Origin of the sequence: Mycoplasma seminis, from assembly GCF_030718845.1 — a bacterium.
Lineage (GTDB): Bacteria > Bacillota_I > Bacilli_A > Mycoplasmatales > Metamycoplasmataceae > Mycoplasmopsis > Mycoplasmopsis seminis.
The window spans coordinates 1,047,482-1,064,223 of the sequence record NZ_CP132191.1; the positions used below are offsets into that span (position 1 = coordinate 1,047,482).

Sequence of the window (16,742 nt, forward strand, 5' to 3'; positions counted from 1 at the left end):
AATAAAAGCCAGCTTGCGCTAGCTTTCATATTATTCTGCTCAATTCAAATCTTTAGGATGAATTGTTTCTTTATTTGCTTTTATCTTAGAAATTCTTCCTTTTTTAACATGGAAAATTCTATCAGCAATTGGTTCAACAAGTGGGTTGTGGGTAACCATAACAATTGTTGTTCCATATTTCTTGTTAATTTCATATAAGTAAGAAAGAACAATTTCTGTAGTCGCTTCATCAAGCGCTCCAGTAGGTTCGTCAGCAAAAATGATTTCAGCATTTTTAGCTAAAGCACGTAGAATAGAAATACGTTGTTGTTGACCTCCAGACATTTGAGAAGGGAATTTGTTTTTGATATCTACAATATCAAATTCTTCAAATAGCTTATCTATATCAAGTTGTTTTTCTTTATCTTTTTGTAATCAGGCACCTGTTTCAACATTATCATAACCATTAAGGTTTTGAAGCAAGTTGTAGTTTTGGAAGATAAAGCTTACGTGTTGTCTTCTGAATAAAGTTAATTGATTATCAGACATATAAGGTAAGTTATTATCACAAACTATAACATCACCTCTTGAAGGTCTATCAAGCCCTGAAATAAGGTTTAAAAGTGTTGATTTACCCCCACCTGATTTACCAAAGATCATAACAAATTCACCTTTTTTAATATCTAGTGAAATATTTTTTAAAACTCTAGTTACAGTGTTTCCTGATAGGTAGTATTTTGAAACATCTTTAACTTCAATAATACTTCCTTCACTATTTTTAAGTTCTTTATGATCATCAGCTGGACGTTTTCTGTTTGCTGCTTTTCTAAGTTTTTTAGCTATAGATCTATCAACAGTAATTTTATTAGCACCACCATCTGAGTCTAATACTTCAAAAACATTTTTAACTGTTATTTTAGTATCGGCTGTTTTTTTAGTTAAAACAACTTCTTCTTCAATATGAGTTTCTAATGTATTTTCTTGAGTATGTTCAGCAGTGTTTAATTGAGAATTGTCTTTTTCTTGATTTTCTAAATTCATTATTTTCCTTTCAATAAATCAATAGCTTTGATTTTATTAAGTACGATTCATGCAAATGAAGCTGTTGCGATAAATACAAATAAGATAACTCCAATTGTTAAGAATGCATTTGCAGCTGTAATTGCAAGTGGTATAGCAATTTGTGCCGCTGTTGTTAAGAATGAACTAAAGATTGAGATTAATCCAAATGCAATAGGGAGCGAGATCAGGATTGAGATAATAACAAACGGAATATAGATTGAGAAGAATATTCTAATCTTTTCTTTTCCAGTATATCCAAGCACAGCTCAAATAGCGATATTTTTCTCGTTTTCATTAATTAAAATTGTTGAGATGATTACTAATATTACTATAGAAACAATGAATGTTAAAATGGTAATTAATGTAACCACAATTTGTACCGTTTTAGCTATTGTCATAGTGTAGTTAACTTCAATATCTTTTGAATCTAGACTAGCTGCTGAAGGTACATATAATTTGTTTTCAAATATCTTAGCAAATCTTTCAATGTTGCTTTGTGCATTAGCACGTGCTATTTGGTAGTTTTCTTGAATTGCATTAACATCATCACTACCTGAATAATTTGAGTTTAAGAATTTAGCAATTTCTTGATCACTATATCCAATATTTCTCATTGCACCATTAGGCATATCTGGGTTAATTACTTTAGAACCAAATATTCCGTCAAATAATTCACCCATAGCTTTTTCAGTCAATTTAGCAGTATCAAATGTATCAATACTTGCTCAATATCCACTAATTGAGTAAAGTGAAGCATTGTTTAAGATTTGCATTGGAAGTGGGTTATTTGAAAGCACTCCGTTAAATGGTGTTCCATTATTATATGCAGGATTAAATTTCATTGTGTTTAATCCAAGAATCTTATTAGCAAATTGATGTGGAATGATAAATTCATTATTAATGTATGAAGGGTTAACTCCTGCAACTTTAAGCACATATTTATTAGCTTGTAAGTTTGAAGTAGCAGGTATTCCAACTTCATTGTTTAATTCTTTTTGATATCTATCCACAGTGTTATTAGGCATTATTTCAATTGTTTTTCCAATACCTAAATCATATGTTTGAGCAACAACTTCATTAATAATTAATGGAATTGTCTTAGCATTAGGGTTTTGATTGTATTCATCATTGATTTGTTTTAATAAATCAACCCCATTAGTAGAAATAATTTTAACTTGTTTTGATGCAGGATTATATCCATACATTTTTGCATTAATTGGTGTAGTTTTATGTTTTCCTTTAATAGCAGTAATATTTGAATCAACATATGTATATACTTCATCAAATTGTTCATTAAGGTATAAACCGCCAAATCCAATAAAGAAGTCATTAATTGTTTTAGCTTTAGGATCTTTAGCAAGTAATTCATTGTTATTTTTAGCTATTTTATCATAACCTTTAACAAGGAATTCTCTATAAGCATCTCTATAGTTACCTGTATTAATTACTTTAGCTGAATACCCCATTGCTAGTGGTTCAAATTCCATGTAATAGAATTTACCATTCATTACATTATCAGCATCTGGGAAGTATTGGAAGAATCCTTTTTTATCAACATCAGCTAATGCTGTTGCTTGTTGATCAATTTCTCCATTTTTATATTTAACTACTTCTTGAGTTTGTTCAAGTGCTTTACCAACTTCATTACGTACTTTTAAGATTCTAGCTTTTTGAGAATCAGGAAGTGAGTTATACACTGAATTTCATGGGTCAACTCCAACTACTGAATCAATAAGCACGTTAACTGAGAATTGAGAAATAATGTGTCCGTCAAATTCATTTGGTTGACCATTTTTACCATCTTTATTAACAGCTGCTGAATATCCAGGTTTAAAGTATGCGGCTTGGAATTGGTCTAATTCAGAAAGACCTCCAATTGGTACATATAAGTTGTTATTGATATTAGTTGGATTATATGGATTAATTGGTCCACCTTCAAGTGTAGGTGAATATAAATCAAATCTATAATTGTATGTTCTATTTTGATATGTTTTATTAATTGATTCTTCAAACACACCAAATGTAGCAAATCCAAATAAAGTTGTAAGTGATGTAAGAATAATACTAATTCCAAATGATGAAAGTTTTCAGAATGAGTTAAAGATTAATGATGCTGAGAACTTAGTTTTAACATTTGATTTCTTAAATCCATTAGCATATTTCTTATACACTTCACCTGTAGCAACTTCTACAATTCCACTCATTAAGTCAATTGATTTAAATCTAAGTGAACGAAGTGAAACAATTATGATAAGCACACACATTGCAAGTAATGGTACAACTATATTAATTAATAACGATACTCAAGAGAAGGTTAAGGTTTCTATTGGTACAGTTCAATAATTTTCAAGTATTCTAAGCCCTACTCCTTGAAGTAAGAATCCTGTGATATATCCAAGTAAATCTCCAATAAAGATTGTGAAGAATGCAAACACAGTCATAGAAGCTGCGATTTCAAGTGGTGTGTACCCTTGAGCAACTAAAATACCAATAACTTTATTTTTGTTTGAAATATAACGTTTAATAATGAAAATAATTGAGATTGTTACTAATGCAACAAGGATTGAAAGAAGGATTTTTGAAGCATAGTCAACAGATTTAACTATACCTTTCATTGCTGTAACACGAATACTTCTTTCAGGGTTAAGCATATCAAGCTCATCATCTAAGAATACTCTTTGGAAGTCATCAGCATTCTTAGTTTCTTCTTTAAGAATTACATCTAATTTTTCTTTTAAAGCTTCATTACTTAAGTTTGTTGGGTTTTTAATAAGTAAGTACTCTTTAACTAAGTTTCCTCTATAAGCTTGTTTAATTCTATCGAACCCTTGTGAGTTAACATAAACGATTGCTTGTGAAGAAGGGTTAAGTTGCAAGTTAGCTTCATCAAGTACTGGATAAATGTTATCGTATGTTAAATCATCCCCAATAATGATATATTCTGAACCATTAACATTGATTTTGAACTCTTCAGGGAGAAGTGATAGAAGTGAAACCATTTTATATGGGTCAGTTGGTAATTTACCATTATAAATCTTCTTGTGATTACGTGATAATCATGCGTAGTTTGCTTTGGCTACATAAGAACCGATTTGGTCAAATCTTAAGATATTATTCATCTTATTAAGGCCAGTAATTGTGTTGATAGCTTTTAATAAATCATCAATTAAGTTAACATTAAACATTTCATATGTTTTGTTATCTGTAGCATTTTTACTTTTATCTAATCAATAGTAAAGTTGATCATTATCGATAGCAAGTGAAACTTTAGCTTCTTTTTCGATAACTGGATAAAGAACACTTGGTTGTACTAAGCTAGCGATTAAATCATAAACAGCTTGACTATTTTCTTTTAATAATTCTTCAAAGTTAGTTAATTTATTCAAAATTAAGTAACTTAAGTTTGCATTATTAGTTGCTTGATTTCCTAATGTATTAGTATCTGTTAAATATCAAACAACTCATTCTGGATGGTTTTTAATCATTACAGTTGAAAATACGAAGTTAGGGATACCAAATAGTAATAATGATGGTTGTGCATAGCTTTTCTTAAAGATATCATTAATTACTGCATAATGACTAATTAAAGCAGGATTTACAAATGAATAATTAATTAATGTATAAATTGCATTTGAATCTGCGTTATCAAATTTAAATGTTGTAAAATGCCTATCACCCTCCGAAATTTCAGGAGCATTAAATGTAGATGAATTTGTAACCTTGTTATATAAGTGTGATGAACCAATATAAGCAAAGCTTTGTGTAATATTAAATTCATTGTGTTTAATAAATGATTTGAAATCAGGGAATTTATTAACTAATTGTTTTAAGATTGGGTTTGTATAATTTCCATCTTTATCTGTTTCAAAGAAATTCTTCTTCATTGCTATTATGTTAGCCATAGATCTTGTGATACCAAATTTAGTTGTTTGATATTCAGTAATATTATCTGCTGAAGGTTGGAATAATTCAAATGAATTAAAACTATCAAGCACTTCTTTTTGGTTAGCAATATTTAGCAATTCATTAGCAAAGGCTTTTTTAAGGTTAACATCCATTTTTAATTCTGGATCAAAAATACTAAATCAAAATTGGTAAAGTGGATATCCTTCACTTAAGTAAGAATATGAATCAATCTTACTTGATGACTTAGAAATAAATGTTGAAAGTATATTTTTGATTAAATCAAATGTTAAATTACTATCAACAGCATTTACATTAGCATATCATGAGATAACATCAGCAATAGAAGAATTTTCTCCAAGTACAGGTGCTACTGAACTTTGTTTAAGTACTGCTAAAAGATCGTTTCATTTATTTAATAGTACTAAAGCATCTTCTTTTGTAATTATGTTGTCGTCTTTATTTATTCTTAAAATATAGCTTGCTAAAGGTTGTTCAGCTTCGCTAAACATAAAGTAGTTTAATACTTCATCACTTTGTTGTTTATTCAATACCGCTAAGTATTTATTAACAAACATTTCTGACTTAGTTAATGTACTTGCACTATTGCTTGAGGCATTTGTACCTTGTAAACTATTAATTAAGTCAAAATATCCTAATTTTTCATTATCAGGAGCAGGGACAGTTATATAACTATTATTTCCTAAATCAACACTATATCCCTTACCTGAAAGATTAAACATTTTAATAACTTCATCTTTAAACGTTTTATTTGAACCAGGTAAAGTGAAGAATGCTTTAAGTAAAGCATAAATATAATCAACATTAGATAAAGAAATTGCAGTTGAATATAAGTGGATTTTTGTTTCTCTTTGAGTTCTATAATCGAACACAATTCCTTTTGAATAAAATTTTTCAAGTTTTGCACTTGCTTCAAGTGAACTTGCAAATAAATTAATATCAAATGCATCAATTAAGTATTCAACACCACTTATTGTATTTTTGTAAATATCAATCTTATTAATAATATTCTTAATAAGAGATGACATGTTTTTAAGCACTGTGTGTAAAGGACTTTTAACATTATTTTCATCATTTAATGATTTTAAGTCTAAGTTCTTAATAATGTTTTTAAGGTTTGATTTAAACATATCTGAATCAATTGATTTTAATAATCAAATAACTAATTCATGATATGAAGTTCTTCTTTTGTATTTAACTGTTATATCTTTACCAGTTACTGGGTCTTTGACTGTATCTTCAATTTCTTTATTGAATTCATTTTGATAGAAATTGTTTGTAAAGTCTGTGAACTTAATAAAGTCAATAGAATTAATAATTCCAATTAAATAATCTAATAATTTAACAGGATCTTTTGATGCATAAACTAATCCACTAGGTGAAATAATTGAGTTTAAATTATCATTTCCAATTAATCCAGCTAAATTAAAGAATGAAGTAATTTGTGCTACTAAGTATTGTTTTTGGCCTTCTAATGTTGGAATTTGAGACAATATGTGTTTAGCATGAGACAAGATACCAACAAGCATTTTATTTAAGTAATCACCATTAATGTTATGTGACATTTTATAGAATGTATCAAATGCTATTTTAGGAACATAACTTAATTTAATTTGACCAGAAGCGAAAACTGAAGCGAAATCATTTACTTTGAATGAATAATCGATTGCATCAGTAAGTGCATAAACAACATCTTTTGAAATAAACCCTTCTTTAACAAGGTCCATTTCAAGCATTGCTTTTTGCATGTTGTCAACTGCTTTTGTCATAGAGCCTTGATTTAAAGCTTCATTCATAACTTCAAGCGAAGGTCCTCTATATGCAAAGGGAACATATACAACATTATTAAACTCAGGATCAGCTTCTACTCACCCGTGAGGATTTAATTCTGATTTTAAGACTAATTTATTTTTTCTTAAGAAGCTTTCTAAGTTATTTGTATTTAACATACCGTTATTAAGTTGTTTAATAATTGTTTCATCTTTAACACTTGGATCTTTTAAAGGTATGTTTTCTCAGTAAGCTAATTTACCTTCAACATTAAAGTGAGGTTTTAATACATAGAAGTATGTTTCATTTTGTTTGATAGCTGTAATGCCTAAATTAGCAAAATTATTAAATTCAGATAACGGAGTATCATTTGTAGCATTTTCAACAAAATTAGCTAATTTATAAATCTTTTGACCCTTAACCATTGTAGGTATTAAATTACCTGAGTTATAGTTCTTAAGCATCATTGTGTTATATTGATAATCTGACTTAATGTAGTTAGGATCTGGTGTAATGTTTTCTATAGCATTAACTAAGATAACTTTTGAAACATAATAATCTAATTGTTTAGTTCTAAAGAAATTATCAATTTCTAGTGATGTTTCACGAAGATTTGTAGATTTCTTTGCTTCATTTATTAATTTATTAATATTGTTAGCAATTCCGTTGATTTCATTATCGCTATTTCCGATATTTACAAATTGGAAAACATTTTTTTCATTTGTATTAGCATCAAATGAATCGATTGTAAGTTGTTCTTTTATCCCTATGTTATCTGCACCAATGGTATATTCTTTACCATCTACTGTATATTTAAAGTTTTTAACAGATTCATAAATATTCTTTTTAACAATATTTAATGCTCCGTTTTTAATAATAGAGAATGTATTAACTAAAATATTTTTATCAATTAGGTTTTTATAAACACTTTGAGTTAAATCAGCAGGTGATTTAATATTTTCCATTTCAGCAATAGTTCTTGGTTTTTCATAACTATATGCCTTGTAATTAGGAATTTTAGTACCAGATTTATTATCTAATTTAGGTAAATTATTTGATAATGTAGTTGCTGCAATATTATTTGATTTTTCTATTTCGCTTATGCGAGCGCACATTTCATTATAAAATTCTTCTAATTTTGCATATTCACCATTTTTAAGGTTTTGGTATTTTTCATATGATTGTTTAATGTATGTATCTAAGTCTGTAACAAACTTACTTAATTGACTATCAGTTTTGTTATGTGTTAAATAATCATTAACAATAATAAATGCCTTATTTATAATACTGTTTATATATTCTAAACTAGTTTTTTCTGCATTAGCAACCCCTATTTGTTGATCAATAGGTGCAAGTGATAATTTAACATCTAAAATTTCATCCATTGATATAAATGTATCTTGAGATGTTTTTGAAGTTTCAGGTGAATTTTTATCTTCAATAAGAGCTCCATTAACATCAAATGAATAGATGTAATTTAAGATATTTTTTGATCAATACGAAAATTGTCTAAATTGACTAGGAATTTCACCGTTATTATTTTTTAATAAGCTTTCCATGAAACCAGCATAAGCACCGTCTCATTTGTTTTTGTAATCTATATATGTAGATTGGTAAACTTTTCTTTGGAAATAAACAATGTTTTGTTGTTTAGCTGCTCATTTAACTGGAATATTATATTTTTGATTAGGAGCAAAAATAAAGAATTCTTTTTCTTTAGCTACTTTGTATTCTTCTGAACTGAGTGATTTATATTTAACACTTGTAGCAAGCTTTTCATTCATAACATCAAGTAAATTATTGTCTTGATATTTTACGATGTCGGAATTAGGATTTTGTTGCATCTCAAAAATAATTGAACTACCATTGTAAGATGTAAATCCAAGTTTAGGTGCTAAATCTTCAGGGTTAACTAAAATTACTGGACCAGTTTTCTTTCATGTTTGTCCTTTAAGTAAGTCAAATGTAACTTCTTTAGTTTTAGCATTAATAAACATTACACTTAATTGTGACAATATAATTTTGTTATTATATGTTGATAAATAAGCAATATCTGATAATTTATATTCTTTATCAAAATGTAATTCGGTATCAGGAGTTAATTCAACGTCTCTTGAAGCGATTGAATAAATATCATGACCATCTTGAACACTTTTAGCATATAAATCCATTACATAATTAGAATTTAATGTAAAGTATTTTTTAGCTTGTGTATAATCAAATTTAATACTGCTGGTTGCTTCATTTTCTGATTTAAATTGATTGTACATTTTAATAAAATCAGTTTTCTTAATATATTTATCTAAATACTGCGGATCATCTACGAAATTACTTAGTGAAATAAAATCTTCATCAATATTTTTTAAATTGATGATGTTTGAGAATTTATTATAATCACTCGCAATGTAACGAAGTGGTTTGTTATATGCATCAGGAAGTGCTTCTTCTTGAGCTAATCCATTAATTAAGTATCCATCATTATAAGCTTTTGCATTGGTTGAGAGATTTAAGTCGATAGTTAAATCATGAGCCTTTGACTCATTTTTAATTTGATTGTATTGTAACTTCATTGAACGTGCTGTATCATGAAGTAATGTAAAAATTCCTGCAGTTAAAAAAACTAAAATAGTTAGTCCGGCTACAGTTGCTTTATTCTTAAATAACGATTTTCAAACTTCTTTAAATAGATTTTTCATATTTCTCCAATCATGTGCTTATAATTTAATATATTAAATTATAAACATTTTTTATTTTTTCAAGCTTTAGGCAAAGTGCAGCTACAACAGAACAATAATTATTAAAAAAATTACTTTTACCCTTATTTATTAGGTATAAAAGTAATTTTTTATATTTTTAATTAGTGTTTTGTATTTCATCATATAAGAGTTTTGTTTTTTTATTTAACCACAAAAACAGGTAAATACACTTATTTTTGTATTTATGTTCAAAACTTAATTAAGGCTAAAATACACTGAGAAAAACACTTTATTTCAGCTACTTAAAGCACTATTTATCTAAGAAACTAATAATATCATCTATAACAATATCTTTAATTTCTTCGTTTAATAATTCATGTCTACAATTTGGATAATCGATGTATTTAATCTTTTTAAATCCAGCTTTTTCTAAGTATGTTCTTGATTGTTTTGCACCTTTATTATAACCAGTACATGGGTCTCCTGCACCTCTAATCATTAATACAGGAACATTATTAACTTCTTGATATTTTTTAACTTTTCTAAGGTTATTTGATAAGTGGAATAAGTCTTTAAATGCAGCTATTTTAAAACCAAAACCACATAAATCATCTGCTAAATATTCATCAACATTAGTTTGTGAATTTGAAATTCAATCAACTCTAGTTCTAGGATTTTTAATTTTACGGTTAAATGCACCAATAGCAAGTGAATTAATAAAAGGTGAATATGTTTCAGGACCTCTAAATACTTGTCACATATGTGCAAACCCTATTCCAATAGGTGTTCCGAAAAAGTATTGTGGGTATCCACATAAAATAATTTTTTCAAAATATTTAGACTCTGTTTGCATAAGATTTCTAAGAATTATTGACCCCATTGAGTGTCCAAAGATAATAACTTTTTCTTGGTTAAATCTTTCTCTATAGTATTTGTTGATTAGTTTGTAATCTTCTAATAAGACTTTGTCACCGTTGCGTTTAGCAAAGAATCCAAGAGTTGGAGCATTTTTACCATGACCTCTCATGTCACTTGTTAAAACTGTATATCCTGCTTCATTTAATCTTTTAGCAAAATAATTGTATCTGTCTTGGTGTTCTTCCATTCCATGGATAATTTGTACATATCCTTTAGGAATTGGTACTTCAAAAAGGTGTAATGATAATTCATATCCATCTTTTGCTTTTAAAATAATTTCTTCCATATTTTCTCCTAATTTAAAAAGATTGCTACTTAAATTCACAATCTTTCTAAATATTATTTTTTACTTTCGGCACGAGCTTGTTCTATTTCTTCAAGTCTCTTGTCAATGTTTGCTTTATCTCTAGCTTGTGAAATTTCTTGTTTTCTTAATTCGACTCCATTATCTGAAGTTTCTTCCTTAGAATCTTGTGAAGTCATTTTAATTAATTCATCTAAATTTAAAGGTTGTGAATTAATTTCTTTTTCTTCAATTTTCTTAGGAGGAAGTTCTAAATGAGTTGATATATAATCAATTTCTTCAGCAACAATAGTTTCTTTTTCTAATAATAATGTTTTAATTAATTCTAATAATTTTGTATTTTCCTTAATTACTTCTGTAGCTAATCTCTTAGCTTCTAACATTATTTTTCTTACTTCTAAGTCTATTTCGTGGCTTATTTGGTTTGAAATAGAAGATGATGTAGCTAATGTTTTACCTAAGAATGGTGAACCTTCTTCATCTTGATATTTAATAGGTCCTAAATCAGACATACCAAACTCTGTAACCATTCTTCTTGCAATAGTTGTAGCTTTTGCAATATCATCTGAAGCACCAGTAGAAATTTTATCTGGTCCATAGATAATTTCTTCAGCAGCTCTACCACCCATAAAACTTGCGATAGAAGCAAGTAATTCTTCTTTGGTATAGTTGTATTTTTCATTTTCAGGCATCATTAAGTTATATCCACCTGCTTGTCCACGAGGAATAATAGTAATTTTTTGAACTTTATTTCCGCCAGGAACTTTAATACCAACTACAGCATGTCCAGCTTCGTGGTAAGCAACCATTGTCAATTCTTCTTGAGTAATTGTTCTTGATTTCTTAGCTGGTCCAGCCATAACTCTATCAATAGCTTCATCAATTTGATCTCTTGTTATCACACCTGTATTTTCTCTAATAGAAAGTAAAACAGATTCATTAATAACGTTTTCAAGTTGAGCTCCTGAGAACCCAGGTGTTCTTCTTGCTACATTATCAAATGAAATACCAGCAGCAAAACGTTTACCCTTAGCATGTAGTTTTAAAATTTCTTCACGTTCTTTAACATCAGGTAATCCAACAGTTATAACTCTATCAAAACGACCTGGTCTTGTTAAAGCAGGATCAAGTACATCTGTACGGTTTGTTGCAGCTATAAATAACAATCCTGAATTTTCTTTAATACCATCCATTTCAACAAGAAGTTGGTTAAGTGTTTGTTCACGTTCATCGTGACCACCACCAATACCACTTCCACGTGTTCTACCGATAGCATCAAGTTCGTCGATAAAGATAATTGCAGGAGCATTTTTTCTAGCTTCAGCAATTACTTGTCTAACTCTTTTAGCTCCCATACCAACGAATAATTCAACGAAGTTTGAAGCTGAAACAAAGAAAAATGGTACATCCGCTTCTCCAGCTGTGGCTTTAGCTAAAAGTGTTTTTCCTGTTCCAGGAGGACCCCCAAGTAAAATACCACGAGGCATTCTAGCTCCTGAATCTTCATATTTTTTAGGATTTTTTAAGTAATCTACTATTTCACTGATTTCTTCAATTGGTTCTTTATTACCTGCAACATCAGAGAATTTTTTATCTGATTTAATAATTTGTGCAGGACTTTTATCTCCAAACATTCCAGAACCTTGTCCATTCATCATTTTCATTTGATATCTGAACAACACAAATAATAAGATAATAAAGATAAGTGTTGGTAAGAATGGTAGGATGTATGAAGCAAAGAATCCAGGTTGTGAAGCTTTAACAATATTATATTCACCAGCTTTACTTAAAACTTGTTCAAATTTTGTGTTTCCAAGTAAATCTGAGATGAATCTAGCACTTCCACCAGACACGAAATTAATTACATTATTATTAGCATCTATATATATTCCGGTTATAGAATTTTGATAAGGATTAAAGTCTATTTGTTTAAATGAATTTGCTACTATACCACTACTTGCATCATTAGCATTTTTTAATTTATCAATAAATGCTGATGTATTTCAGTAAACTGGAGCAGTAAATTTATTAACAATTAGATAAATCATAATACCTAGAGCTACTAAAACAACTATTGTAGTTATTATAGAAGTCCAAGTTTTTTTCTTTTTTGAGTCCATGTTTTCCTTTCTTTAATTTTTATTAATTAATTATATATTTTTTATTTAAAAAAACAATATTAGCAATAGAGATATTTATTTGCTAATATTGTTTATTATTAATTTACCTTTTTTCTTTTCTAGGTAGTTGTTTTCATTTAATTTATACTGACTTGTGCGGTTGGAAGAGATAATAAAACTTATTATTGATTTTATTTTCCCTTTGCTTAAATTAATGTTTTCATAATGTTCGTTGATAAATTTATAAACTAATTTATCTTTACTACTAAGTTTCTCAAAGAAATCTTGTGAGAATTGTGCTTTTTCTCATTTTTGATATAAGAAATTAACCTTTAAAGTTTCTAATTGTAATTTCTTATTTAGTTGCATAAAGTAAAGATATCATGCTATTTTACGAATTTTATGGTGTCTATAAGTTAAACGTATTTTATTACGTTTGTATTGTTCGTGTAAATTAGATGAATCAATATGAAATGGTATTCTTTCTTTAATACATTTAAAAGCTATTTCATCTTTTCAATACTTATTTACATATGGTCTATAAACATTCATTCCATAAATAAAATTTCTTTTCTTAATACCGAAGAAATCTTTTTTCTTATTTGATTCTCAAGCCATTAAGGCACTTTCAAAGAAATCATCTTTATTATGGGCAATAAGTAAAGTATCGCAATCATTTTCAAAGTAAACTTTTCTAAAGAATTCGTATCTTTTTTCTCTTGCTCAGTCTTCGAAATTACCTTGCTTATAGTCTTCTTTAGCTAAATGAAGCACAAAAAGAGGGATTTTATAACGTTTGCAAAAATTTGCAACTATATCAGTTTCAATATCACTATCATCTCTTTGATGATAATTAACGTGTGCAACCACACAATTTTCATTTTTATACCTATCCAGTAGGAACATTGAGTCAGAACCACCACTAACTGCAATTAAATATTTATTATTTCTTTTTTGCATTATATTTATTCATTACTGTATAAATATCATTAAATGCAAATGATATAGCTGCATTTGCTGCGTTATCAAGTATTGGTTCTAATACTGACATTTCTTCTGGAGTGAATTTACCTAAAACAAAGTCTTTTAAAGCTGATTTATGAGGCGTTGTAATACCTATTTTAAGTCTTTTAAATTCTTGGCTTCCTAATTGATTTATTATACTAATAACACCATTATGTGATCCACCTGAACCACCAACTTTAATACTGCTTTTGCCTAGAGGGAAGTCTTTTTCGTCATGAATAACCATAACATCATCAGGCGCTATTTTGAAAAAATTACATAATGCTGAAACAAAAGATCCAGAATCATTCATATATGTTAAAGGCTTAGCGATAATTAAATCATCAACCTTAGCATATACACCATTGAATTTATTTTTATTTAATTCAATATCTAATTTAGAACAGATTTTATCTATAGTTAAAAAACCTGCGTTATGACGAGTGAATTTATATGCTTCACCAGGATTACCTAATCCGACTATTAATTTCATCTAATCTCCTTTTACGAAATAAGCAAAATGTGTAAGAATTGGTCTTTCATATATATTGCTTTTTGTTATTACTTCTGCATAGTTTGTATCATTTGTAGTTACTATTGAAAGATTTTTCATCGCTCTAGATGTGGCTGTATAAAGTAATTTTTTGCTTAACATTCTTTTATGACTTGGGTGCACTAAGAAAATAATAATATCTAGCTCACTACCTTGGAATTTGTGAATTGTAGTACCATATGCAAGGCTTATTTGTTCCACAAACTCTGATTTTGAATATTTAATTGTAGTCACTCAATCATTAGCTCTTTTAAATGTAACTAAAACATATGAAATATCTTTTTTGCTTTTGTTTGTAGTAAATTCAACATGTTTAATGTAACCTATATCACCGTTGCAAATATCTTCATTAAGTCTATTTTCAAGCTGTATAACTTTGTCTCCGACTTTGAAATTAACAACTCTACCACCACGTTTATAAGATAAAAATGTTTCGTTATCCGGGTTTAATTCTTCTTGAATTTGACGATTTATCTCATAAAGCCCATTATCCCCTTTGTAAGTAGGGCATAGTAAGATTACATTTTCGATTCCGTTTTTTTCTACAGCTTTCTTATAGACGTCAACAACTTTTTGATTGATTTCAAAATCACTTGCTTGATATAAGTCGACTTCTCCTTTTTTAAAGTCAGGAATTCCATTATTTTTAATTTCATTAAAGTGTCTTCAAATAGAGAGTGAATCACTACGATAGAATTCATTTAAAAATACTACATTAAATTTATTTGACTTAATAATTTCTCTTAATAAATCACCCGGACCTATTGGAGGTAATTGATCAACATCTCCGATTAACACTATTTTTTCAAGCCTTGGACAGCTTGTTAAAAGTTTTTCAAATAGATTTATATCAACCATTGAGAACTCATCAATAACAATAATTTTCATTTCTTTTAAAGTTTCTAAATGATCATCAGCTACTTGTTCATTAGTGTTTGCAATTTGTAAAAAACTATGAATTGTTCTAACTCTGCTTTTAATCTTGCTTGTAATATTTGTTGCAGCTCTACCTGTAGGTGCTAAAATCGCAAATTCCACATCACCTTGTAATTCATTTTTAACTAAAGTATCATAAATGTGCTTAATAACAAATGTTTTACCAGTCCCAGGTCCTCCTGAAATAATAGAAACATTTGAATTAATGAAGTTAAAGTACCCTTGTTTTTGTTCTTGCGATAACTGTGTTAACTCATAATCACTTTCAGAATTCAAATTCAATGAACTTTTATTTTTGTGTAAAAATTTAAGTTTATTAGCAATGAACTTTTCTTTATCTACAGTTTTCTTTCTGGATAAATAAACATTATGATTAGTATCAAATTTCTTGATTAATTTATTTTGCCCAACAAGATACTCCAAATATTCATAAATAATATTAATACTATAATCAAACACTAAAGTTAATTGTTCAACAATTGTTTCATAGCTTATAAGCGTTGAATTATCATTTTCAATCATTTCCATGATATCGTCTAAATAAGCCTCAAAACGGTTAATAGAGGCTAAATCTCAACCAATTTCAATAGCAAACTCATCAATCACTGGTAAGGAAGGGTAAATTTTATTTAAATATAACTCATATGGGTTTTTATTTTTATAAAACTCCACAAAATCCATATCTTGAGTGTTGTGATATTTTTGCAATTTCTCAAGTAGGTCAGACATGTTTCTAGTGTAAAAGAATTGAATGTTATTATGTGCTTCATCAGAAATACCCATCAGAGCTTTAATTCTAATTTCATTTTCAACATAATATTTAACTAAAGAGTTTAATTGTTTTGATGTAATTACACTTAATAATTTGGCTTCATAATTTTCTAAATCAGCAACATATTTAAATAAATCACCACCGAAAGCATCAATTATTCTTTTAGCAGACATTTTCCCGATGTTAGGTACATTTTTTGAAATAAATTCTTCTCAATCAATTTCTCTTTTTTCTATTATCGGAACGTATGAGTTCAAAATAAATGAATTTTTATTTTTCGGACTTTCACTTACAGTAATTTCATATTCCGTAAATAAATCAGGAACATTTCCTCTACTGTAAACCGGATAATTCATATTTGAACTATTGGATCTGAATAACAAAAATGCTCAATTTTGATCTTTTGAGCCACTTAAAATTTTTACAAATTTACCTTTAAAAACTGTCTGCGCCATATTATTTAAATTATAAAGTTTTATCTAATTTATATACCTTAAATTATTAAATAAAAATACTAGTTTTTATTTATAGTTATCCACAACTTTTTCCACTAATTTATTACTTTAATTTTTACCTACTTTTCCACAATTAAAATTATTTAAATTAAATTTTTGTGGAGTAAATACTTTTAACTCTATTTTTTAGTGGTTTTAGTTGTTAATAAAATTGTGGAAAACTTGTTTATTATTCACATATTTATATA

The 16,742-nt window shown here is 28.0% G+C and carries 7 protein-coding genes; all 7 read right to left on the minus strand.

The genetic code is table 4. The annotated features are described in order from the left end of the window. Positions 1 to 30: 30 nt before the first annotated feature. Entirely contained in the window at positions 31 to 1,020 is a 990-nt protein-coding gene (locus Q8852_RS04480; protein ID WP_305937976.1) for an ABC transporter ATP-binding protein, read from the minus strand. Then, the gene (locus Q8852_RS04485; protein ID WP_305937977.1) at positions 1,020 to 9,431 is read right to left on the minus strand and encodes an FtsX-like permease family protein; all 8,412 of its coding nucleotides are present in this window, start codon (positions 9,429 to 9,431) and stop codon (positions 1,020 to 1,022) included. The genes Q8852_RS04480 and Q8852_RS04485 overlap by 1 nt, the downstream gene beginning before the upstream one ends. Positions 9,432 to 9,741: 310 nt before the next feature. After that, a complete protein-coding gene (locus tag Q8852_RS04490) occupies positions 9,742 to 10,635 on the minus strand; it encodes an alpha/beta fold hydrolase (RefSeq protein ID WP_305937978.1) in 894 nt (297 codons plus the stop codon). A gap of 53 nt (positions 10,636 to 10,688) precedes the next feature. Beyond that, positions 10,689 to 12,773, minus strand: a complete 2,085-nt coding sequence (gene ftsH / locus Q8852_RS04495; RefSeq protein WP_305937979.1) for an ATP-dependent zinc metalloprotease FtsH — start codon at positions 12,771 to 12,773, stop codon at positions 10,689 to 10,691. A gap of 75 nt (positions 12,774 to 12,848) precedes the next feature. Beyond that, entirely contained in the window at positions 12,849 to 13,733 is an 885-nt protein-coding gene (tilS, locus tag Q8852_RS04500) for a tRNA lysidine(34) synthetase TilS (protein ID WP_305937980.1), read from the minus strand. Continuing rightward, positions 13,717 to 14,271: an aminoacyl-tRNA hydrolase gene (gene pth, locus Q8852_RS04505; protein WP_305937981.1), complete on the minus strand. Its 555-nt coding sequence runs from the start codon at positions 14,269 to 14,271 to the stop codon at positions 13,717 to 13,719. The genes tilS and pth overlap by 17 nt, the downstream gene beginning before the upstream one ends. After that, positions 14,272 to 16,494: an ATP-dependent DNA helicase gene (locus Q8852_RS04510; RefSeq protein ID WP_305937982.1), complete on the minus strand. Its 2,223-nt coding sequence runs from the start codon at positions 16,492 to 16,494 to the stop codon at positions 14,272 to 14,274. Between the last annotated feature and the right edge of the window lie 248 nt (positions 16,495 to 16,742).